The following is a 23,604-nucleotide window of genomic DNA, read 5'->3' as shown; positions in this document are numbered from 1 at the left end:
CGTAAATTAGCCAGATTCCAAACGGTACTAATGAACTTTAAACTAACGTCTGAATTTCAACCAACCGGCGATCAGCCGAAGGCAATCGAGCAGTTGGTGAAGGGTGTAAACGAGGGCGAACCCGCTCAGGTGCTACTCGGTGTAACGGGTAGCGGCAAGACATTCACCGTAGCTAACCTCATTGCGCGAACCAACCGGCCAACGCTCGTACTAAGCCACAACAAAACGCTGGCTGCTCAGCTTTACGGGGAGTTCAAACAGTTTTTTCCAGAAAACGCCGTCGAGTACTTCATCTCCTACTACGACTACTACCAACCCGAAGCATACATCGCTACGACCAATACGTACATTGAAAAAGACCTGGCAATCAATGAAGAAATTGATAAGCTACGATTGGCAGCCACCTCAGCGCTGATGAGCGGTCGGCGCGACGTGATTGTGATCGCTTCGGTATCCTGCATTTACGGCATGGGGAACCCCGAAGAGTTTAAACGCAATGTGGTACGCATCGGGGTTGGCGAGCAGATGAGCCGCAACAACTTCCTGCACCAGTTGGTCAGTATTTTATACAGCCGGACCGAAGGCGAATTTCAGCGTGGTAACTTCCGCGTGAAAGGCGATACGGTAGATTTATACGTGGCCTACGCCGATTTTGCCTACCGCGTTATCTTCTTCGGCGACGAAATCGAAACGATCCAGCGCATCGACCCTAGCACCGGCAAAAAACTGTCGGAGGAGAACATGGTTACGATCTTCCCGGCCAATCTGTTCGTAACCGGACGCGATACCCTCAATGGGGCCATTAATCAGATTCAGGACGATATGGTTGCTCAGGTGCGCTACTTCGAATCGGAACTCCGCGAAATGGAAGCGACCCGAATTCGGGAACGGACCGAATTTGACCTTGAGATGATGCGCGAACTGGGCTACTGTTCGGGTATTGAGAACTACTCCCGCTATTTCGATAAACGCTTGCCCGGTCAGCGGCCTTTCTGCTTACTTGACTACTTCCCGGACGACTTCCTGATGGTTGTGGATGAAAGTCACGTGACTATTCCGCAAATCAGAGCCATGTGGGGTGGCGACCGCTCTCGGAAAACAGCACTTGTGGACTACGGCTTCCGGCTTCCGTCGGCGATGGACAACCGCCCGCTGACATTTCAGGAATTTGAAGACCTGACGGGGCAGTCTATTTTTGTATCGGCTACTCCCTCAGACTACGAACTCCGCAAAAGTGAAGGCGTTGTGGTTGAACAATTGATTCGGCCAACGGGTCTACTCGACCCCGAAATTGAAGTACGTCCGAGTCTAAACCAGATTGATGATCTGCTCGAAGCCATCGACGGCCGCATCAAAAATGGGGAGCGGGTGCTGGTTACGACCCTGACCAAACGCATGGCCGAGGAACTGACCAAGTATTTGGACCGCGTAGGTATCAAAACCCGATATATCCACTCCGAAGTTAAAACGCTGGATCGGGTTGAGATTCTGCGCGATTTACGACTGGGCAACTTTGATGTACTGGTGGGTGTAAACCTGCTCCGCGAGGGTCTTGACCTTCCGGAAGTTTCGCTGGTGGCGATTATGGATGCGGATAAGGAGGGTTTCTTGCGCGATATCCGGTCGTTGATTCAGACCATTGGCCGGGCGGCCCGGAATGTGAACGGCAAAGTAATTATGTACGCCGACCGGATTACGGGTTCCATGCAGAAAGCCATTGACGAGACCAACCGCCGTCGGGCTATTCAGCTGGAATACAACACCGACAATGGCATTACGCCCATGACAGTATTTAAATCGCGGGAGTCGATTATGGGTCAGACCAAAGTGGCCGATTCCAAGCCGAAACATTTCTACGTTGAACCCGAAGAGATTCGCATTGCCGCCGATCCTGTTGTGCGCTACATGGGTAAAGGTGATCTGGAGAAAGTAATTCAGGAAACCCAATCCAAAATGGAGCGGGCCGCTAAAGATCTCGACTTTATGGAAGCCGCCCGTTTACGCGACGAGTTGTTTCAACTACGGGATAAGTTAAAGAAGGAGACGGCTTAAAAGCTTGTTTACCATTCTCGTATAAAAGAATATACTATTTTGTATCTTTTCAATGGTCAGGGAGATATCCCAGGCCCCTCCTTGAGGTGATGCGGTTCGACCGTGTCACCTCATTGTATTTTACAATCATTTGCAAATTATAAAATCTTCATACCTTGCGGTCTGTCAGCTCAAAACCCCTGAATACCCATGAAACGCATTCTGATTATCCTTGGTGTTATTGCCGTAATAGCACTTGTTGGCTTTTTTTCACTTCGTAGCTGGACAAAATCCGGTAGTCCGGAAGCGATTGCGCAAATTGACCAGAATGGGCTAAAAATCAAGGTCGACTATTGCCAGCCTTATAAAAAAGGGCGCAAGATATTTGGCGGTCTGGTTCCCTACGGCGAAGTGTGGCGTACGGGGGCAAACGAGGCAACGGTGGTTGATTTCGACCAGAATATTATCGTAGCGGGCCAGCCCCTGGACAAAGGCGAATACTCACTCTGGACTATTCCATCGCAGAACGGCTGGATTGCTATTTTCAACAGCGAAACGGGGCAATGGGGTACCAATTACGACCAAACCAAGGATGTGTTGCGAGTACCGATCGTCTCACAAAAGCACACTCCCAAAGCCGAACAGTTTTATATTACTTTCCGACCGTCAACGTCGGGCACAGACATGGTACTGGCCTGGGATGAAACGGAAGCCATTATACCGATTCAAAAACGGTAACTCCTTTATCAAAACAGGGCACTGTTCACTTACCGGTGAAAACTCTGGGCAATGAACTTCAGCGCATCGGGTAAGCCGGTGCGCCAGTACGTCCATGTATGCGCCCCATCGCGAACGCGGTACTCGTGCGGAACCTTACGGTCGAGCAGCGCCAGGTGTAGCATTGAATTGCCCACGGTCAGCGCATCATCGTCACCACAGTCGATAAACCAGCGCACTTTGAGCAAATCGCCTTCGGGAGCTGACTTCGCCAGTGTGATAGGACTATTTCGTTTCCAGGCTATGGTCAGCCGGTCTTCGCCTTTGGCCGGCCCACTAAATACAGGCGCAAAAACAAGATTGTAGCGTTCATCAGGGATATTCACAAACCCTTCATCGGTACGGATGCCTGCACTCAGGGCAGCACAGGAACCAAACAAATTGGGGTGGTGCATGGCGAGGGTCAACGAACCAAATCCACCCATCGATAGACCCGAAATGCCCCTAAATTCACGCTCGGTGCGCGTACGAAACATAGAGTCGATATGCGGAATCAGTTCCTGAACAAACATATCTTCGTAGCGGACCTTGTTCTGGTAGTCATTCACGAACCAGCTGGCTCCCCCATTGGGCATCACAATAATCATAGGCGGCAACTCTCCGGCTTTAATGCCCTCATCGGCAATACGGTCGGCCTCACCAAACTGCACCCAACCGGTTTCATTATCTCCATAACCATGTAGCAAGTACACAACCGGATAGCGCCGGTTTGAGACGTAATAGTCGGGTGGTAAATAAATAGAGAACTTAACCGCCTGGTTCATTAATGAACTGTTCATGATCATACTCTCCAATAGTCTGGCTTGTGGGGCCGCCACAACAGGCACCGGGCCATTAGTTTGAGGGGCTGTAAGCTGGGCACGTCGGCGCGATTGTGCGGGGGCCGTTAGCGCCAGAGCGGAAGCAAAGAAGCAAAGAAGCAGACAGCGTACAGACATTTTACGCATAGAGTACATAAGTGGTTGTCAAATTTATCAGGAAATAACGGGCCTTCGCTCATCGACTTATAAATTGTCTTTTAAGTACGTTCGACTGGGTGCTAAACGTATGCAATACCTCTTTTTAGGCTAAAAAAAAGGGTATTCAGCATACATCTTACGCACAATACTGCTTACCGATATAAAATTCTTTATTTTGGGGGCTTGTACTAACCCAATCTTTTTATTTTACCCCACCTGTATGGCCAAACTGATTATCGTGGACGACGAAAAACCGATTCGGGCAGCTCTACGCGATATTTTAGAGTATGAAGGCTACGATGTTGACGAAGCAAAAGACGGCGAAGAAGGTCTGGATATGATTATGCGTACAAGCTACGATGTAGCCCTGTGCGATATTCGAATGCCCAAACTGAATGGGCTTGAATTGCTTATGAAGGTCAGCGAAGCTGAGAAAAGTACGCAGATCATTATGATTTCGGCATACGGCAATGTTGAAAACGCAGTCGAAGCCACCAAACGGGGTGCCTTCGATTTCATCACCAAACCACCCGATTTAAATCGTCTTCTTATTACCGTTCGTAACGCCATTGAGCGATCCAAATTGGTTCAGGAAACCAAAACGCTTAAGAAACGTATCTATAAACTAAACGAGATTGTCGGAGAATCGGACTCAATCCGTAAAGTAAAAGATACAATCAATCGGGTGGCGGCTACCGAAGCGAGGGTGCTGGTAACCGGTGCCAATGGGTCGGGCAAAGAGATGGTTGCCAAACAGATTCACGAAAAAGGGAGTCGTGCCAATCAGCCACTTGTTGAAGTAAACTGCGCAGCTATTCCGAGCGAACTCATTGAAAGTGAACTTTTTGGCCACGAAAAGGGCGCATTCACCGGTGCAGCAGCCAAACGCGTAGGCAAGTTTGAACAAGCCGACGGCGGAACCCTTTTCCTCGACGAGATTGGCGATATGAGTCTATCTGCACAGGCGAAAGTGCTGCGGGCCCTTCAGGAAAGCAAAATCACACGCGTTGGGGGCGACAAAGAAATAAAGGTTAACGTTCGGGTTATTGCGGCTACTAACAAAGACCTGCGGCAGGAAATTGTAAACGGAAACTTCCGCGAAGACTTGTTCCACCGTTTGAGCGTGATTATGATCCACGTTCCACCTTTAACCGAACGACGGGGAGATATTCCTCTCCTCGCGGATAAATTCCTGCACGACATAGCCACCGAATACGGCGCACCGGTCAAAGAGCTATCGCCCGACGCCATGGATTATCTACAGTCACTACCCTGGACGGGTAACGTTCGCGAACTGCGCAACGTCATTGAACGTCTGGTCATCATGTGCGGAGACGAAATCATGCTCGATGATGTAAAAGCCTACGCGTAAACCCTAACCGCACGGGCCGCCCGCCCGTGCGGTTCAGACAAGTAAGTTACACCCCCTCACGTCGGAGTTATCGAAGCGGCCAATGACCCGGAAAGCACCGGAATTTCCTGCTTCGTCGACGTATTGCCCTAAATCCTGTGTTTCAATGAACGAGCAGGAATCCAGATTAGCCAGATCAATCACATTAATACCTCCGGTGCGCCGTTCACCCACACGCCCGCTGTCGTCAGAATAAAGCGAAAACGGGTCGTTTATATCGCGCAGAAATACGCGCAGGGTCGAACTTGGCTGGAATATACCCTCTCCTTTTGAATAAGCCTGCGACAGCAGCTCAGTCATACCATACTCGGAATGCACCGCCCGAACACCCAGTTTAGTTGTCAGTATCTCGTGTACCTCTTCGCGCAGAAGCTCTTTCCGACGGCCTTTCATGCCGCCGGTTTCCATGACGATAAGCTTATCCAGCTGACCCAGAAAGGCTAAATCTACTGCCGATTCAGCCCAATCCAGCAAACCAAACGTGACCCCAATGAGTAAAATCTGCTTTTGATCGGGTTGTTGGGCGAGCTGCTTCAGCCGTTGGGTTAATTCGTGGTGATTATGCAGAAAGAACCCGGATAGATTCTCCGTCGTTTGCTCACGTCCGATTCGGGCCATAAATTGCTGAACCATATACACGAGCGACGAATTATTTCGTTCAAGGTACGAGGGAAGTAAAGCCAGAATATGGAAATTGCTGAGCGGACCATACGTCTGCTCGAAAATCCGGGTACTGATAGCGTCATAAAGGGCCGAGTCGGGTACTGCATGGCGGCTCGTAGTGAGTTGACCCGTCGTTCCGCTGCTGGCAAATGTAAGTACCTGAGCGCTTTCCAGATCCGATGCTATAGGGGTTCCCGTTAAGACGATGTGATTCTTGAAAAAACTAATCGGCATAAACGGAATCTGACGTACATCAGTAACGATTTCCGGCCGAACAGACAGGTAACGCAGATAATCTGCGTAAATAGCATTATTGACAGCCTGATATCGAAAAACCGATAAAGCCAGCGACTCAAACGACTCGCGATTTGGCATTTCAGCGTTTAGTGCCAAAATTTGCTGCCGGAGCCCCTGCCGATGGTCAGCGGTCCCGGCGGATAGTGTTGATAAAAAAGACAAGTTTTAAAAAGCGTTTATTGCACAACGAGTACACAACAGTATGCGACGGCAACTAATTCAACCGTATCTCTTCGTAATAGGCCTGGCCCTTACGCTTTCGTCCTGTTTTACGGAACCAAATTACTCTGACACCCCTGCCATTGATTTTAAAGGTATATCCCGGTATACCATCGAAGCCGGACGAGGGGTAGGGAAAGGAAAGCGGGATTCGGTCGTGATCACGATTGGCTTCAAAGATGGCGATGGAAACATTGGCAACAGCATTCCGCTCCCCAAAGCCGATTCGGCCAGATATGCCACAAACGGTGGCTGGGGGAGTTACCGGATTCGTACCTTTAGGCTGGTTAACAGGAAGTATGAAGAAGTGCCCCTGGCGGTTAACACAACCCTCTATATTCCTGACCTGACAAAAGGGAAACCAAAAGGAGCGATTGAAGGCTCACTGGATTTCAACCAGATTTTTCAGTACGGCACCAGCTTCCAGCTTTTCCCTACCAAATTTCAGATCGAAATCCGGGACCGCAACCTAAACGTCAGTAACACCGTCGAGACTGACACGATATCAGTTCCTTTCTTTCGCTAGACGTTTTTCAGCCGGTAGAGCTTATTTTCTATTCAGGATAATTCGGAAGGTTGTGCCTTTGCCAACCTCCGAACTTTTTACGTAGAGTCGTCCATTGTGGTATTCCTCCACAATGCGCTTGGCCAGGGTAAGCCCCAGCCCCCAACCCCGCTTCTTGGTACTAAAACCCGGCGAAAATACTTTTTGCATATTCGCTTTCGAGATGCCCTTACCCGTGTCGGTAATGTCAATGGCCACTTCATCGTGGGGCAAAGGCACCATGTTCAGCCGTAACTCACCGACCCCTTTCATGGCATCGACGGCATTTTTACAAATGTTCTCGATAACCCACTCAAATAGTAATTTGTTGATTTTCACTACCTGATCGGGCGGTAGCTGACTATTCACACTCATTTTAACTTTTGTCGAAATACGTTTTGAGAGATAGTTCGTAAACTGTCGAACCACTTCGGCTACATTTTCCTCCTTTAGCGTAGGCACAGAGCCAATACTGGAAAAACGGGCCGTAATCGTTTCCAGCCGTTGAACATCTTTTTCTATTTCGTCGGTAATAGACCCATCGAACTGGTCAGGGTCAGAGCGCATGTACTCGACCCAAGCCATCAGCGACGACATGGGGGTGCCCAACTGGTGGGCGGTTTCCTTGGCAAGGCCAACCCAGACCCGATTTTGCTCGGCCCTGCGCGATGAACTGAACGCCAGATAAGCCAACACCCCCAAAGCAGTTAAAATGGCCAGTAAGGCATAGGGGAAATAAGCTATTTGCCGAAGCAGGCTTGAGTTTGTATAGTAAACCAGGCCCTGTTCGCCATTACCTAAATCCACAATTAACGGTCCATGTCTCTTACGCATTTCGAGCGTCTTTTGCTTTAAAAACTTCTGCGTGTCTTCAGGTACCAGACCGGCAGGCATGTCTTCAATGTTTTTGTGCGCTGCAATTGCTCCACTGGGGTCAACATAAATAGCGGGTATGGTTGTGTTAGCCTGAATGATTTGATCGGTTACAAACGTAAGGTCGCCGGCATTGGGATGACTCGAACCGAATAAATACCCTATACTTTTTGCATAGAGTTGTACATACTGTTCCTCTCGTTTCTCCAGTCTGTTAATAAGCCGGTCTGTATAGAGCAATGACCCCGTTCCGACCAGGAGTAGGTTAAGGGCAACAATAATTTTCAGAATGTTATTCTGATTATAAATATCGAATGACTTCAGCATATCGTCTTGCTACTTTTTTGCTTACAAAGTCAGATTGACCATTGCCTAAAAGAAGCCTGTGTAGTGGCACAAAATTAACGGTATCAGGCGACTAAACCCTTCATCAGGTTATCGGTCAAATACCAAATCTATTCCTGTATCAAGTAAACGTCAAATGCGGTTTAATTGTGTAAAGCCGAACCACCAATCAACCACTTGCGTTATAAATTTGAATAGGATTGAGCAAAGAAATCGACCAACTATTTGGACGGATTCTAAATAAAAGTTTGCAGTGCACTGGGTTGGTTATGTCCGGTAATTATGCCGTAATTTTGTCAAGGCTTCTGCCCAATTTGCGTGATTTACCATAATGTTAGACACCTTCAAAACAATTAGTCTGTCCCACAAAACGGCGCCCCTTCAGGTGCGGGAACTAATTGCACTTAACGAAGACGAAGCTAAGCGTCTGATGCTTCGGCTGCGGGATTTTTTCGGATTGACCGACTTGCTTGTCATTTCCACCTGCAACCGCACCGAAGTCTATTATGCCTTTGATCAGGACCTTAACGCTGATATTGCCCGGTTGCTCCTCATCGAAAAAGGGCTAACCGATACGGATAACTACCTGCCTTATTTCCAGCTCTTCAACGCCCACGACGAAGCGGTTCGGCATTTGTTTGAAGTATGCGTTGGCCTGCACTCGCAGGTTGTCGGCGATATGCAGATCCCAAATCAGGTGAAACAGTCGTACCAATGGTCGGCCGATTTAGACATGGCTGGTCCGTTTTTACACCGGCTGATGCACACAATTTTCTTTACCAACAAACGGGTAGCGCAGGAGACACCCTTCCGTGATGGAGCCGCTTCGGTATCCTATGCCGCCGTTGAGTTGATCGACGAGTTAATCGGTGAAAATCAAAACCCGAATATACTAGTCATTGGCCTCGGTGAGATTGGGACCGACGTTTGTAAGAACCTAGAGGCTAGAAACCAAACAAACATCACCCTTTGCAACCGTACGCAGTCGAAGGCCGATGCACTGGCCAGCCAGTACGGATTCAGGGTTGCCGACTTTGCTGACTTAACCGACGAGATTCGTCGCGCTCACGTCATCATTTCGTCCGTACAACGGGACGAGCCGCTCATTACCCCTGCTCTTCTTCAGGACATGAACGTGCTGACGTTTAAATATTTCATTGACTTATCCGTTCCCCGCAGCGTCGATGCCGCCGTTGAGCAGATTCCGGGTATGCTGGTTTATAACATCGACCACATCCGTAACCGCGCCGACGAAGCCCTCAATCAGCGTCTGGCGGCTATTCCTAAAGTTGAAGCGATTGTAACCCAGGCCGTAGCCGAATTTGGCGACTGGTCGAAGGAGATGGTTGTATCGCCAACAATCAACAAACTTAAAAATGCATTGGAGCAGATTCGTCGCGATGAGATTGCCCGGCATTTGAAGCACCTCACTCCGGACGAGTCGGAGAAAGTCGATAAGATCACGAAGGGGATTATGCAGAAGATCATTAAGTTGCCCGTTCTCCAGTTGAAAGCCGCCTGCAAACGGGGCGAGGCCGAAACGCTGATCGACGTACTGAATGATTTGTTCGATCTGGAAAAGCACTCCGTCGAAGACCCAAAGCATTTATATTAATTGATACGGTTTTCCGTTAGTAAAACTCCTGAACCAAGCCCGGTTTGGGAGTTTTAGTTTGTAGATAGGCTCACTAAAAACAAAGAAATGTCCCGACTCATCAATACCCTGTTTCGATTGTTTCTGATTGCCGTGCTGGTGGCGGGGTTGATTGCTATTTGGGAGCAGATTCGTGGCAATAACTTCATGAGCCGGTTTCGGCGCGGGGATAACACTACACAGAGCATTGTCCTGAAAGAAGTGAAGGCTTTGGGGAAGCTGGAACTCGTGAAATACACCTTCAAAGACATTGTCGAGCATGAACAGGTCAATACCTTTCTGCCAAATGCAAATGCCATCCTGATTATAGAAGGTGAAGCAACGGGCTGTATCGACCTAACGCAGATTTCCCTGAGCGATATTGTTACAGCCGGGGATTCAATAACGGTAAAGTTGCCACAGCCGGAACTGTGTACCTGGAAAATCAACCACGACCGCTCGCGGGTGTATGATACCCGATTCTCGTTCCTTAACGAAGCTCAACTGGTAAGTGATGCCTACCGTAAAGCCGAAGGGCAGGTTAAACAATCGGCGTTGACGGGCGGTATTCTGGACCAGACACGCCAGAATGCCAACCAGATGCTACGACCTCTGCTGGAACGAATTTCGGGCAAGAAAGTAGGATTAACGTTTCGGGATCAGGCGAAGTAGTACATGATCCACATCATAACGCCCGTGAGCAAACCGGCGTAGAAAATGTCGGACTGGTAAAAGGTCACCGCTTCTTTTTCCCGTTTCATATACCACCAGAACAGCCCGAACGTCAGTAAAGCCGCTGGAATAGCTGCTTGTTGCGGTGTAATGCTGTTCAATATCGTCAGCACAATAAGCGGTAGCTGAAGAACAACAAAGCGCAGTAACGCGCTTCCGATGCCATTGACTGAAACGGTCATGTCGTGCGTTTGTACCTGCCCGGTCCGGCGGTTGAAATAAACACTCAATACTGCAATCAGCACCGACCCGATCACGAAGATCAGGAACACGCGGTACAGGAAATTCAACGTTTCTCCGAACGTATCCCGCACCCAGACAGAATTAACCAGCACGTGATCATAAAGCCAGTCGCAGCCGAAGCCGATCAACGGTGAACTCATGAGCACAATAACGGCCGCTTTTGGATTGGTCTTTTGCCAGAGAACGCCCCAGAAGAAGACTACTACTAAACCCGGTTTCAGGTAAGACGTTTGATTCGCTAAAATCAGGAAGAAGTTTTCGGATGAGTTGGGGTCGAAGGTAGTGTAAGCCAGCCCGGTAGCAATGGCGCACATGACGAAAACGCCCGCCTGTCCGAAGCGCACCGTCAGTTTATCCGACGCATTGGGCTTCAGGTACTTGCGGTACACATCGTAGGCCAGCATGGTCGACACGGAATTCATCATCGAATAAATTGCCGAAAATATGGCGCACATGAGTCCGGCCAGAATCAATCCCACAAAGCCATACCCAACCGGAACAACCGTTTTCAGCAACGTCAGAAATGTATCATCGGGTTTGATCATATTCTCTCCGAATCGCGCCCGGAAGAGATAAAAGGCGGCTGTACCGGCACCGATGGAGAAGAACGGAATGATCAGCTTTAAAAATCCGGCGGCAATTGACCCCAGCTTGGCATCGCGCTCGGTTTGAGCGGCCAGCACCCGCTGCACCTGGTATTGATTTGTTGTCCAGTAAAAGAAGTTCAGGATCGTTAGCCCCGTGAAAATGCCCAGCCAAGGAAGTTTGGGATGGCTGGCCGAGAGGTACAGATGCATTTTATTGGCCTCGGCATGGTCGAGTTTGAGCAAGCCCGAAAGCCCGCCAATTTCGGGTTGCAGATAAGTCAGCGTACCCATCAGGAGCACCGACACGATCATCACGACGGTCAGAATGTTATCGGCAATTACGACCGATTCCATGCCCCCGAAAACCGTAAACAGGATGGTGACGGTCGCAATGATCAGAATTCCCTGCAAATAGGTCAACTCCCAGCTTGTACCTTCGAATAGAATTCCCAACGTGCGGCTCCCGATGTAAAAGCCACCAATCAACTGAATCATGATGAAGGCGATCATGAGTACGGTGTACACCAGCCGCGTCTGGCTGCTATACCGATTTTCGAGAAATTGCGAGAGGGTAAAAAACTGCCGTTTGCGGTAGATGGGGATGAATATGTACACCAGCACCAGAATAGCCGGAACCGCCCATACTTCGTAATGGCTCTGGACGAACCCGATTGAATAACCTACACCCATCATCCCAATGATTTGCTGGGCGTGGATATTGGTCCCGAAGATCGACCCGGCTACTGAATACCATTTCAACGAGCGGCCTGCCATGAAGTACTCCTCCGAGCTTTTCTTTTTAAAGCTGGAATACATACTGGCTATCACCAGAAACAGTAACAGCAAAACGACCACGACCAGATCGACGGTACTCAGAGATTGAAGCATTCAGCTATTCCTATTTATGTTATACCCGCAGTTCGCCGGTGGTCAGCGGTGTTACGGGCGTTGTGGCGGGGGTTCGGCCCTGTTCTACCGATAATTTTACGTTGGGCAGATGCGGCAGCACATGCGTTCCAAATAATTCGCACTCTTCGATCAGCGGATAACCTGACAGCACAAACGCCCGAATGCCCATGTCCATGTAGCGGTTCAGTTTCTCAATAATCTGCGCCGGTGTTCCCACCAAAGCTCCTCCGCATCCCGACCGGGCACGGCCAATACCCATCCAGAGCATCGGTTCGATAAAATCGTCGGGGTCGGCACTGGCGCGTAGTTCGTTCTGACGCAGCACCCCCGCCGATTGCGAATCCTGCGTCCGGTTCTTCAACTGCTCGCCCACGGCCGCGTCGAACTTCGACATCAGGGTTTTGGTGTACGCTCTGGCTTCCTCCTCCGTTTCGCGTACGATGACGTGAATCCGCAAGCCGAAGTCGATGGTACGCCCGTGCCGGGCCGCCCGCTGGCTCATGTCCTGCATGGTGGCATAAATATTCTCTTCCGGCTCGGGCCACATCAGAAAGACGTCGCAGTGTTTGGCACACACTTCCCTGGAGCCGGGCGAGATACCACCGAAATAAAGCAGCGGTCCACCGTTTTGCTGATACGGCTTTACCGGGTCGGCTTTCATGCTGATGTTGCCGTAGACCTCACCGTCGAACTCAATCCGGTCCTGGGTCCAGGCCTGTTTCAGGATTTCGATGACTTCCTCGCAACGCTTATACCGAAATTCGTGGTCTTCTTTCAGGCCGGGGAGGTCGGAGTTGATGATGTTGATCGTTAACCGCCCTTCCAGCAAATGATCGAGGGTAGCGATGTGCCGGGCCAGCATGGGCGGATGGATTTCGCCGGTACGAACGGCCGCCAGCATGGAAATATTTTTCACCTGGGGGGCCATCGCCCCGGCAAATGGCAGTACCTCCTGCCCTACAATGTACGACGTGGGCAATAAGATATTCTCGAAGCCCATACGGTCGGCCGTTTTCATAATGTCGGCGCAGTGGGCGTAGTTACTGCGTCGGTCGGGGTCGAGGGTTCCGAGGAAGGCCGTGTCGCCACCGCACAGATCATCGAACCAGGCTACTTCACAGATTCGTTTTTCGGTTCGGGCGGGTACGGCCTGAATAGGTTCGTTAAGCATAAATTGAGTAAATCTGAAACGGCTCCAGACGACAGGTAGTAAAACCTGTTTGTCGAAGCCGTCAATCAACGAAGTATCAGGGCAGTTTATACCATTTCACCTCTTTCAGCGGAGCCCGCCGGAAGGTGTTCAGGTTAACGGCCGTCTGGGGACCATAGTTTTTTTCGAGGTAATCCAGCACCACCTTTTCCGATTCGCCCAGATCCCATAGTTTATGGTATTTCTGCATCCAGCGAATCCGCTCTTGCCAACCCGCCCGCGTAAAGCGGTGTTGCAGAATAAGCTTCGAAGAATGGCAGGCCGTACACTGTGCTTTCACCATCATCAGGCTCGGGTCATTGACCATCCCTGATTCAGGATCAAGTTTAGTGGTGTCCGTTTTCACCACCGGTGAGGTCGTTTGCGTGGGCGTGTAAGCGCCCCGAAAGCTCGCCATACTAACCAATAGGGCGGTTACGACGAGAACTGATTTTACTATCTTCATCACGTTTGGTCTGCTTTTTGGCTGAATAACCTTGTTTTTGGCCGACCCGGAGGGGCGGCATTACTGTAGTGCCGCCCCTCCGGGTCGGCCAAAAACCACGTCACACCTGTTGACGAATGCGCTACGCTACTTTCACGGCAATCCGGTGGCAGGCGTTGTTCAGGTAACCGCCGGGATTCCATTGCGGAATAACCATTGGCTGAGCAAGGCCGCTGCTGTCGGTAGCCCGAACCCACACCTCATAATAGCCCGATTGCGGGAAGGTGACCTCTGTAGTCCAGTGTTGCCAGGCGAGCCGGTTTTTAGGGGCCTGTAGCTTACTTTTTTGCCAGGTAGCACCGTAATCAATGGAGGTCTGGACTTCCTGAACCGACTTATCGCCCGCCCAGGCATGACCCCGGAGTTCCAGCGTTTTCTTCCCTTCCAGCATCGCACCGGTTTTAGGGTACGTTATCAACGACTTAACGGGCATGGACTCGATAATGCGGAAATTCTCGGGTGTTTCGGCGATTTTCTCGCCGGGCTGTACTGGCCGAATAGGCATCTTATAGCTGTGCCCTTCCATCTTGGCACCGTCGTGAATTTTATCCCGAACGGCGATGGTGTGCAGCCACTTGCCGGATACCGACGCGGGCCAGCCGCCAATCACCAGTCGCAACGGATACCCGTGCTCCAGTGGAATGTCTTTGCCGTTGACCGCCCAGGCAATGAGGGTTTCATTCTCCAGCGCTTTTTTAATGGGTACACCCCGCGAAATAGCCACTTTTGTGGGGTCCTGGCTCAGATGGGGGTCTTTTCCGTAATACCCGATGTAAACGGCGTCGTCTTTAAGACCCACGTCGGCCAGAATATCCTTCAGCCGAACGCCCGTCCATTCGGCACAACTTACCGCGCCCTGGTCCCAGGGATTGCCCGTCGTTTGTGGCTCGTAGCCCGACCGGCCGTTTCCCCCGCATTCGAGCACAAGCTGGTAAGTATGGGGCGTAAACCGTTTTTTGAGGTCGTTAAGCGTGTAGGTTTTCGTCGCTTTTACGGATTCGCCTTTGATGGTCAGGGTCCACTTGGCCGGGTCGATCGGTTCGGAAGGAATCAGGCCATTATTGCGGATAAACATCTTCTCGACGGGTGTAATGGCGTCGTCCAGCAAATGCACGGGCGATTCTACATTCCAGGGTTTATCGCCCAATACTTTCATATCGGGGCTCTTTCCTTTCAGCGGGTCATAGTCGAACGCCAGCGGTGTATAAAAAGGCGGAATACGATCGGCGAAAACAACCGAGGTACCTACCAGCGTTGTAAGCGTAGCTAACGCACTTGTCCGGAGAAATCCCCGCCGGTCGTGAATCTGATTCTGCATAGAGTCAGTATAATTTTTCTTGAGTAAACAAATTTGGTGAATAACCAATCAACAACCCATATTCGTCCTCAATAGAACGACGGGTAAGCCTAAATCTGGTTATGAATTACAAAGATGCAGTCATTTATCAAATCTACCCGCGCTCATTTGCCGATAGTAATGGCGATGGTATTGGGGATTTGCCGGGAATACTTGCCAAACTGGATTATCTGGCCGAATTGGGCGTCGATATTCTATGGCTGAGCCCCATTTTCGACTCGCCCAACGCCGACAATGGCTATGATGTTTCCGATTATGAAGCCATCATGCCGGAGTTTGGCACCATGGCCGATTTCGATAACCTGCTGGCGGGTGTACACCAGCGTGGTATGCGGCTCATCCTCGATCTGGTGGTCAACCACAGTTCCGACGAACATCGCTGGTTTCAGGAAAGCCGCAAAAGTAAAGACAATCCGTACCGCGATTACTACATCTGGCGGAAACCCAAACTCACCGCTGAAGGACCCGCTGAACCGAACAACTGGCAGTCGATCTTTTCGGGACCGGCCTGGGCCTTCGATGAAACCACCGGCGAATACTACCTGCATCTGTTCGCCACCAAACAACCTGATCTCAACTGGGAGCACCCGCCCCTGCGCGAAGCCATCTACAAAATGATGCGTTTCTGGCTCGACAAGGGCGTCGACGGGTTTCGGATGGACGTTATTCCGTTTTTGTCGAAAGACCAGACATTCCCGGATTATCCGGCTGGCCGCTTCGGCGATTCGAGCGTTCATGCCAACGGGCCACGTATTCATGAATTTTTGCAGGAAATGAACCGGGAGGTACTCAGCCAGTACGGACAGGATGGCGAATCCTGCATCAGCATTGGTGAGGGAATTGGCGTCACGGCCGATCTGGCAAACCTGTACGTGGGCAAAAACCGGCATGAACTGAACATGATCTATCATTTCGACCATGCCGTTCCCCGCGACGAATACCGGTTCATTGACCCCGCGCCCGAGTTCACCTTACTTGAACTGAAAGCCATCTTCGCCAAATGGAATGTCGCCCTAGGCAGCGTCGACCCCGTAACCCAAGCCACGGGCGGCTGGCAGAATATCTATTTCGGAAACCACGATAATCCACGATGTCTCTCCCGTTTCGGCGATACGGAACGCTACTGGTACGAATCGGCAACGATGCTGGCAACGGTTTTGCTTACACAACGGGGTACGCCTAACATTTATCAGGGCGACGAAATTGGTATGACCAACTGCACTTTCGACTCCATTGACGAATACGACGATATTCAGGTTAGAAATGCCTGGCAGGCGCTGGTCGCTTCGGGCAAGCATTCGCCGGAGGTGTTTCTGGCAACGTCCAACCGGATTGCCCGCGACCATGCCCGGACGCCCATGCAGTGGAGCGATGCGCCAAATGCCGGATTTACCACCGGCGAGCCGTGGCTGAAGGTAAACCCCAATTACACAGCCATCAATGTAGATGAGCAGGAAGCCAGGCCTGATTCTGTATTACAGTTTTACCGAAAGTTACTGCACTGGCGAAAGCAGATACCCGCCCTGCACGAAGGCAGTTATCGAGATCTGCTACCCGACCACCCGTCCGTTTGGGTATTTGAGCGCAAGCTGAATAAGGTTGCTTTTTACACCGTTGCTAATTTTTCGGGAGAACCCGTGCCCATGCCGTCCATTCCCGACGTTTTGTTTTCAAATGACCGGCTAGTCTTAGCCAATCTATCGAACCAAGGCACTACTTTGCATCCGTTCGAAGCACGGGTATATGAGCAAACGAACTTCTGAGCCGTATTCTGAACAGAGGCTCTTTTCCGGTAGTTTTAGTGTACAATAAATGTATCAGTCAAACATCCGGACGAAGAATTTATCCGTAAGGTCAATATTGCCGGTCTGACTGGTGTATTTAACACTTTTTAACCAATATCACCCCCAGAAAAGGCGTTTTTGCTATATGAACCGTTAACTGCTTTTTTATGAATACCTCTTCGCGAAGCATCCGGAATGGAGATTTATTAATTGCCGAGCCATTTATGGGCGACAACAATTTTGAGCGCAGCGTGGTCCTGGTTTGCGAGCACAACGCGCTGGGTACGTTCGGGCTGGTGCTGAATCAGAAGACGGATATTCACCTGGGCGACGTTATCGAAGATGTCCACACCGACCTGCCGCTGTTCGTTGGCGGACCGGTTCAGCAAAATACCCTGCACTTCATCCATCGCCGACCCGATTTGATCGACAACTCTATCTGTGTCGTCGATGGTCTTTATTGGAGTGGTGATTTTGACCAGATCAAAGAGGCCGTCAATCTGGGTACACTGACGGAGCGGGACATTCGCTTTTTCATTGGCTATTCGGGCTGGGACGAAGGGCAACTGGACAGTGAACTGCTTCAGAAAGCGTGGATCATCAGCCGGACCAAAGCCGACTTTCTGTTCGACACGCCCACGACCGAGTTCTGGCGCGAAGTCCTGAAACGCAAGGGGGGTGAGTACAAATCCATTGCCCACTACCCTGTTGACCCACGACTCAACTAGCCCATGCGGCTATTGAGTTAAACAATGTTAACGGCCGTTTCTTAACTTTTTTTAACCAATTTTACGGGACCAAAACTCGTTATTGCAAGGTTAACTACCTTTCAACAGTCCCGTATGTATACGAATCGTTTTCTACTTCTATTTTTTGTATTGATTTCTCCCCTGCTTTCGCAGGCGCAAAGTGATAAACCCGTTGGTGGCCATTTTGGCGTAAAAGTAGGTGCTTCCTTTACGCAGGTAGCCATTTCCGGAACCAGCGTAAATATTCCAAAACGGGCGCTACAGCCAAATCTAGGCGTCATGTACCGCTACCGCTACCATCGGGTGGTGGTTCAGCCCGAAGCGCTTCTGGCTATTAAAGGCGGTACCTTTCAGCAGGAAGGTGTTGGCGGACGAACCACAACCAGCCAGTCGTATTACTACGCCTGCCTGCCTATCCTGTTTGGCTACATCCCCACCGAGGGGCTCACTGTTCAGGCCGGACCCGAACTCAGTTATGCGCTTAACTCAGGGTCGGCCAACGGGCCGGGTGCCCAAAACGATTTAGGTGCTGTTGTGGGTGTACACTACGACTTTCTGGACATGCTGAACAAATTCAGTTTGCACGTTCGCTACGTACACGGATTTGTGAACGTGTCGTCAGAAGCCGGTGCCTCTTACTATAATCGGAATGTTCAGGTGTCTATCGTGTATAATCTGTTTCCGAAGAAGAAAAAGAAGTAAGCACCGGACCCATTATGCTCTCTCATTTCGGCATCATATTCCTGTTCATCCTGGCCGCGTTTGCGTTCATCGCCGTCGTGCTGTTTGTGGCACGTCTGCTACGGCCGCACCGGCCGAATATCGAGAAAAACAGTACGTATGAGTCGGGCGAGGAGCCGATTGGGAACGCCAACGTGCAGTTCAATATCCGGTTTTATGTCGTAGCGCTGGTGTTCGTTTTATTCGATGTCGAACTGGTGTTTCTGTTTCCCTGGGCTACGGTATTCGGTCAGGCGCGGCTTATTCAGGCAACGGGCGGCTTATGGGGCTGGTTTGCCCTTACCGAAGCCATTCTCTTCGTGGTTGTTCTTGGTTTAGGCCTTGCCTATGTTTGGGCGAAAGGGTACCTCGACTGGGTAAAACCTCAACCCAAAATACCCACAATAGAAACCAAAGTGCCTGATCAATTGTACCAACGGGTAAACGAACGGTACAAACGTGGTATCTGATTTCACCACGCGTCTCCTGTTTGTCAGCGTTTGTACCTCAGTTGATTGACCAACTGTCTAAAACTCTTTGCTAGCATGACCTCTTCCTCAACCGATAAAACAGGCGAAGCCAGCGTCATTATGATGCATTCCGAAGACCTCCTGAACTGGTCGCGGGAGAAGTCGATGTGGCCCATGAGCTTTGGCCTTGCGTGCTGCGCCATTGAAATGATGCAGGCTTTTGCCGCCAGTTATGACTTGGAACGATTCGGTATTTTTCCGCGACCTTCCCCGCGTCAGTCCGATATTATGATTGTATCGGGCACGGTAACGTTCAAAATGGCCGACCGCATCCGGCGGCTCTACGAACAGATGGCCGAGCCCCGCTACGTAATTTCGATGGGTTCGTGTTCCAATTGTGGTGGCCCGTACTGGCAGCACGGGTATCATGTGGTGAAGGGCGTCGACCGCATCATTCCGGTAGATGTGTATGTACCCGGATGCCCGCCCCGTCCGGAAGCGTTGATCGACGGGTTCATAAAATTGCAGGAGAAGATCCGAACCGAGCACCCGCTTGCCAAGGATTAAAACCTAAAAAGTGTCAACTTCCGATTGGTTTAACAGCTATCTTGATGCCCAATTGACATCCAGAACCCTGTACGCGAACCTAGACAATCGTGAATTCACTCGTCACTTCCTTTCGGCAAACGCTGCGGTCAGCGCGCTTAGTATGGTTAATTTACGGCATAACGCTGGTGCTTGGACTAGTGGCGGCCCTCCCATTCTTCAACACCCTTAAGGTAGAGGACCAGAATTCACTGGCCTTTCTGAACCTGCTAAACGGCTTCGACTACACCATTTTTTCGGACTTCATGCACCGAAGTGGCCGCGCCATATCGCCACTGGTTAACGTTGGGCGCTGGTTGGGGCTGGTGTATATTTTCCTGAGTGTGTTTTTCGCCGGTGGGATATTACTCCGTTTTTCGCAACCGGCCAACCGATTCAATAGTGGCCTCTTTTGGGAGGGTTGCGCCCATTACGTAAGCCGGTTTCTGCGGCTCTTTGGTGTTACCCTGCTGTTTGTGATCGTTGGCGCGGGAATCTGGCTCGTAATCGGCTCACTGGTTAGCGTGGCCGTCAGCGATTCGTACACAGAACGGGGCCTTTTCTGGATCGGTGCGGTGTTCTTCGCTTTATTTGCCCTTACAGCTACCCTGCTGCTGTGCATTGGCGACTTCGCTAAAGTACTGATGTTCCGGGAAGATGAGCACGGTGCCTTTCGGGCTTTTGGTCAGGCCGGGCGACTCGTACTACGAAATCCGGGCAAAACCGTTGGCCTATACTGGCTCATGATCCTGCTGGGAACCGCCTTGTTTGGGATCTACTTTTTACTCGACGACGCCATTCTCATGAACGGCTGGTTGACGATCTTTGTCATGTTCGTGATTCAGCAAACCCTGATTTTCGCCCGCGTGGGACTTAAAGTGTGGTGGCTGGGAACGGCCTACACCATTTATCAAACGCTTCCTAAGCCAACACCCGTTTTACGACCAGCGCCCATGCCCGATCCTATTACCGAACCCAACGGAGACGCCCCGATGAACCCCATCGAAGCTTAGTGAATTCCCCATTTTGCCAGAATCATTACGGAAAGAACCGTATAGGCAGCCAGCACCAGGTACGATCTAGGGTTTAGGAATTTAGGGAAAAAGGCAACCAGTATGTAGCCCATGAATGGCCAGGGATGCGCCAGATAGCGGTCGAAGAAGGGATGATTTCCCCCAACGAACGTCTGTGATGCGATAAAGAATACCACAAACACGATTGAAAACACCAGACCAGCATCGCTGAAATCCTGCTGCCGGACATACTGTATAAGCTTATCGCCCACAACCACGAGGCTCAGGAGACTCAGGCTGTAAACAGCAAACATACCCAACGAAAGTACTACGCTGCCCCGTGCCGTTAACCAGGCTAAACCGTGTTCGATAGGACCGCTAAACACGTCATTGACGGACGATGCATCGTGGAAAAGATTGATCCTGAATAGCGCCAGCACCAGTGCAAGTCCAAGCGAAATCAACAGTATGGAACGAACTCCTTTCGAACGCCAGTTTACGTTGACCAGCACCGCCGGAGCGGAATAGATACCCACCAACGCCAGGGATGAAACAGGCCGGAAGGCGTTAAAACTGATGCCCGACCGCAGTTTCGACCACTGGTGAAAAGCCGGGGGCGTCATACCGCCCCAGAGTACGATCAACCCAATTAACGGCAGCAGGCTAACGGCGATGGCCAGATACATCAGCACCTTATTGGTCGTTATGCTTTTGATGCCCCCTTGCACAAATGCCTTCCAGTCTGCTACAAACAGCACCACGGCCAGAGCAGGCAGCAGCGGAATGTAGTAGAAACGGGAAATGGTTGTTAGCCCCAGCAACAGGCACCCCAGAAAAAAGGGCAGTAACCGCTGAAGCCGGGAAATCGACAGAAATAATAACCCCGCAAACAAATACAGCATCGACGGGCCTTCTGTCATGACCGTAGAAACGCTCAGGAAAAAGTACGGGAATGCCAGCATAAATAAAGTAACCGCAAGCAGCTTCCGCTGAGAAGCCGTCGAGAGAGTTTTCAGGTGCACATAGGCCCAGACGACCAGAAGGGCCAGAAACCCGCAGGTAATTAACCGAAGACCAACGTAAGTAATGCCGGGACATAACCATATCCAGATGGCAAACCAGATGTGGCTGGATACGCCCGTGGGCGGAACGTGGTTGTATAACGTGGTTGAATTGACGCCTGATTTGGCAAATGGCAGACTCGATTCCAGATGAAAATCTTCGTCCATAACCCCCCACTGAACCAATACAGCGAGTACCGCAGCTACGACCAGATACAGTAGACAGCTAATCAGAAAGTACCGCCGGTAGGTTTTGTTGTTGTCAGCTGCGACATGGCTATTTGGTAAAGCAGGCTGGACAGTTGCTGGTTTCATTAAATAAATGCAAAGTTGAATTGGTCAAAATTAATAGATTAGGCGCTAACGGACACATTAGGATACGCCCGTTATGCGTAATCTGCTCCCAATGGTCAGGATTCGGTCAGAAAAGTCTACTTTTCTGACCTGATAGCAAACACAAATAGCAGGCAGATCGACAGGCGGGATTCAAATGGATTGGATTTCCCTGCACAATCTTCTTTGGCCATTTCGTATACTTGCAGAACTTTTTCGTTTTTATAACTACCTGATTTGCCGCATGGCTATTCCTACTGTCTCTTCTACCCAGAAAACGCCCGAAACCAGTTTATTTGGCTTACCCGTTATTGTAGCAGCCCTGGGTTACTTCGTTGATATTTATGATTTGCTTCTGTTTGGCATTGTTCGTGTACCCAGCCTGAAAGACCTGGGCCTCACCCCCGATCAGATCTCGACGGTAGGGGCCAGTATTCTCAACTGGCAAATGGGCGGCTTGCTGCTTGGCGGCATATTATGGGGGATCATTGGCGACAAGAAGGGGCGACTTTCGGTGTTGTTCGGGAGTATTATCACGTATTCGATTGCCAACATTGCCTGCGGATTCGTCAAATACGTTACGTTCATGGACCCCTCCACCTATTACGCCCTCATGCGCTTTGTGGCGGGTATCGGGCTGGCGGGTGAATTAGGCGCGGGCATTACGCTGGTAAGTGAAGTGTTACCGAAAGAGAAGCGGGCGATTGGCACCTCGCTGGTGGCGGGAATCGGGCTTTTTGGCGCGGTGGTAGCGTATTTCACCGTTAAATTATTCGACTGGCAAACAGCTTTTTTCGTCGGGGGTGGCTTAGGCTTTGGCCTTCTGCTGCTGCGGGTAGGCGTGGTAGAATCGGGCATGTTTAAAGAAGTTAACGATCAGAAGCACGTCAACCGGGGTGACTTTCTATCGTTTTTCACCAACGCCGATCGCTTTAGCCGCTACCTCAAATGCATTGGCATTGGGTTGCCAACCTGGTTTGTAATTGGCATTCTGGCCACGTTCAGTAACGAGTTTGGCAAAGCCTTCGGCATCTCCGAAGAAATTCAGCCGGGGCTCGCCATCATGTGGTGTTACGTGGGCCTGGCCACCGGCGATCTGGCCAGTGGATTTATCAGCCACGCACTCGAATCGCGCAAGAAAGGGGTTGCACTCCTTATGGCAGTTGCGCTGGTCTTCAGCCTGGTGTATCTCTTTACCGGGATCCAGTCCTCTACTGCACTGTATGGACTTTGCCTGGCTATGGGGTTTGGCATTGGCTACTGGGCCATGTTTGTGACCATTGGCGCTGAGCAGTTTGGGACCAACCTACGCGCCACAGCCGCCACCACGGTTCCCAATATGGTACGCGGCCTGGTTATTCCCATGACCTTATCTTATCAGGCACTCAAGCCTTCACTAGCTACTATCAACGCCGGGGCTGTTGTCGGGCTGGTTTGCTTCATAATTGGCTTCTACTCAATCCTGACCATCCCCGAAACCCACGGCAAGGATTTAAATTATCTGGAAGAATAGAGAAAGAGGGAGAACGGAGGAGAAGGAGGAAAGGGAGTGGGGGAAAGGGTTATACCTATCTTTCATCATTTTTCTCCTTCTCCTCCCCCTCGTCCTTTTCCT

General features: G+C 50.6%; 21 protein-coding genes. 13 read left to right on the top strand and 8 right to left on the bottom strand.

Going from position 1 to position 23,604, the window contains the following annotated elements; genetic code table 11:
* Positions 1-30: 30 nt before the first annotated feature.
* On the top strand, positions 31-2,052 hold the full coding sequence (uvrB, locus tag CRO74_RS20475; protein ID WP_097128360.1) for an excinuclease ABC subunit UvrB: 2,022 nt from the start codon (positions 31-33) through the stop codon (positions 2,050-2,052).
* A gap of 189 nt (positions 2,053-2,241) precedes the next feature.
* Positions 2,242-2,769 carry a DUF2911 domain-containing protein gene (locus CRO74_RS20470; protein ID WP_097128358.1) on the top strand — a complete coding sequence of 176 codons (528 nt, stop codon included), beginning with the start codon at positions 2,242-2,244 and terminating at the stop codon, positions 2,767-2,769.
* A gap of 29 nt (positions 2,770-2,798) precedes the next feature.
* On the opposite strand, the gene CRO74_RS20465 is transcribed toward CRO74_RS20470, so the two are convergent.
* Complete coding sequence (locus tag CRO74_RS20465) at positions 2,799-3,746, bottom strand: alpha/beta hydrolase (protein ID WP_097128714.1); 948 nt, start codon at positions 3,744-3,746, stop codon at positions 2,799-2,801.
* Between the two features lie 241 nt (positions 3,747-3,987).
* Between CRO74_RS20465 and CRO74_RS20460 the strand changes: the two genes are divergently transcribed.
* Positions 3,988-5,139, top strand: a complete 1,152-nt coding sequence (locus tag CRO74_RS20460; RefSeq protein WP_097128357.1) for a sigma-54-dependent transcriptional regulator — start codon at positions 3,988-3,990, stop codon at positions 5,137-5,139.
* Positions 5,140-5,172: 33 nt separating this feature from the next.
* On the opposite strand, the gene CRO74_RS20455 is transcribed toward CRO74_RS20460, so the two are convergent.
* Positions 5,173-6,216 (bottom strand): LuxE/PaaK family acyltransferase, encoded by a 1,044-nt coding sequence (locus tag CRO74_RS20455; protein ID WP_144035960.1) that lies wholly within the window; start codon positions 6,214-6,216, stop codon positions 5,173-5,175.
* Between the two features lie 124 nt (positions 6,217-6,340).
* Between CRO74_RS20455 and CRO74_RS20450 the strand changes: the two genes are divergently transcribed.
* The gene (locus CRO74_RS20450) at positions 6,341-6,883 is read left to right on the top strand and encodes a hypothetical protein (protein WP_097128352.1); all 543 of its coding nucleotides are present in this window, start codon (positions 6,341-6,343) and stop codon (positions 6,881-6,883) included.
* A gap of 21 nt (positions 6,884-6,904) precedes the next feature.
* Here CRO74_RS20450 and CRO74_RS20445 read toward each other — a convergent pair whose 3' ends face one another.
* Positions 6,905-8,101 (bottom strand): sensor histidine kinase, encoded by a 1,197-nt coding sequence (locus CRO74_RS20445; RefSeq protein ID WP_097128350.1) that lies wholly within the window; start codon positions 8,099-8,101, stop codon positions 6,905-6,907.
* Positions 8,102-8,450: 349 nt separating this feature from the next.
* Here CRO74_RS20445 and hemA point away from each other — a divergent pair, with 349 nt between their 5' ends.
* Together hemA and CRO74_RS20435 are read left to right on the top strand one after the other, a co-directional pair.
* Positions 8,451-9,734 carry a glutamyl-tRNA reductase gene (hemA, locus tag CRO74_RS20440; protein ID WP_097128348.1) on the top strand — a complete coding sequence of 428 codons (1,284 nt, stop codon included), beginning with the start codon at positions 8,451-8,453 and terminating at the stop codon, positions 9,732-9,734.
* 87 nt (positions 9,735-9,821) lie between these two features.
* On the top strand, positions 9,822-10,424 hold the full coding sequence (locus CRO74_RS20435) for a DUF4230 domain-containing protein (protein WP_097128346.1): 603 nt from the start codon (positions 9,822-9,824) through the stop codon (positions 10,422-10,424).
* Here CRO74_RS20435 and CRO74_RS20430 read toward each other — a convergent pair.
* From CRO74_RS20430 to CRO74_RS20415, 4 genes are all read right to left on the bottom strand, one after another.
* Positions 10,412-12,202, bottom strand: coding sequence for an SLC5 family protein (locus CRO74_RS20430; protein WP_097128345.1), 1,791 nt, complete (start codon positions 12,200-12,202; stop codon positions 10,412-10,414). The two genes, CRO74_RS20435 and CRO74_RS20430, sit on opposite strands and share 13 nt — an antisense overlap.
* A 19-nt stretch (positions 12,203-12,221) precedes the next feature.
* Positions 12,222-13,394, bottom strand: a complete 1,173-nt coding sequence (locus CRO74_RS20425; protein WP_097128342.1) for an LLM class flavin-dependent oxidoreductase — start codon at positions 13,392-13,394, stop codon at positions 12,222-12,224.
* Between the two features lie 76 nt (positions 13,395-13,470).
* On the bottom strand, positions 13,471-13,878 hold the full coding sequence (locus tag CRO74_RS20420) for a hypothetical protein (RefSeq protein WP_097128340.1): 408 nt from the start codon (positions 13,876-13,878) through the stop codon (positions 13,471-13,473).
* Between the two features lie 121 nt (positions 13,879-13,999).
* Entirely contained in the window at positions 14,000-15,235 is a 1,236-nt protein-coding gene (locus tag CRO74_RS20415) for a sulfite oxidase (RefSeq protein ID WP_097128338.1), read from the bottom strand.
* Positions 15,236-15,336: 101 nt separating this feature from the next.
* Here CRO74_RS20415 and CRO74_RS20410 point away from each other — a divergent pair, with 101 nt between their 5' ends.
* The 6 genes from CRO74_RS20410 (at position 15,337) to CRO74_RS20385 (ending at position 20,595) form a co-directional block, all read left to right on the top strand.
* Entirely contained in the window at positions 15,337-17,037 is a 1,701-nt protein-coding gene (locus tag CRO74_RS20410) for a glycoside hydrolase family 13 protein (RefSeq protein ID WP_097128336.1), read from the top strand.
* A 188-nt stretch (positions 17,038-17,225) separates the two neighbouring features.
* Complete coding sequence (locus tag CRO74_RS20405; RefSeq protein ID WP_097128334.1) at positions 17,226-17,786, top strand: YqgE/AlgH family protein; 561 nt, start codon at positions 17,226-17,228, stop codon at positions 17,784-17,786.
* Positions 17,787-17,900: 114 nt separating this feature from the next.
* Positions 17,901-18,509, top strand: coding sequence for an outer membrane beta-barrel protein (locus CRO74_RS20400; protein WP_097128333.1), 609 nt, complete (start codon positions 17,901-17,903; stop codon positions 18,507-18,509).
* A gap of 14 nt (positions 18,510-18,523) precedes the next feature.
* Positions 18,524-18,997 (top strand): NADH-quinone oxidoreductase subunit A, encoded by a 474-nt coding sequence (locus CRO74_RS20395; RefSeq protein WP_097128330.1) that lies wholly within the window; start codon positions 18,524-18,526, stop codon positions 18,995-18,997.
* A 75-nt stretch (positions 18,998-19,072) separates the two neighbouring features.
* Entirely contained in the window at positions 19,073-19,564 is a 492-nt protein-coding gene (locus CRO74_RS20390; RefSeq protein WP_097128328.1) for an NADH-quinone oxidoreductase subunit B, read from the top strand.
* A gap of 89 nt (positions 19,565-19,653) precedes the next feature.
* Complete coding sequence (locus tag CRO74_RS20385) at positions 19,654-20,595, top strand: hypothetical protein (protein ID WP_097128327.1); 942 nt, start codon at positions 19,654-19,656, stop codon at positions 20,593-20,595.
* Here CRO74_RS20385 and CRO74_RS20380 read toward each other — a convergent pair.
* Positions 20,592-21,971, bottom strand: a complete 1,380-nt coding sequence (locus CRO74_RS20380) for a hypothetical protein (protein ID WP_097128325.1) — start codon at positions 21,969-21,971, stop codon at positions 20,592-20,594. The genes CRO74_RS20385 and CRO74_RS20380 overlap by 4 nt on opposite strands.
* A 262-nt stretch (positions 21,972-22,233) precedes the next feature.
* Between CRO74_RS20380 and CRO74_RS20375 the strand changes: the two genes are divergently transcribed.
* Entirely contained in the window at positions 22,234-23,502 is a 1,269-nt protein-coding gene (locus tag CRO74_RS20375) for an MFS transporter (protein WP_097128712.1), read from the top strand.
* The last annotated feature ends 102 nt before the right edge of the window (positions 23,503-23,604 follow it).

Source organism: Spirosoma fluviale, assembly GCF_900230225.1.
Classification (GTDB): Bacteria; Bacteroidota; Bacteroidia; order Cytophagales; family Spirosomataceae; genus Spirosoma; species Spirosoma fluviale.
The sequence above is the reverse complement of the archived record's forward strand: the minus strand, read 5'-3'. Positions and strand labels throughout refer to the sequence as shown.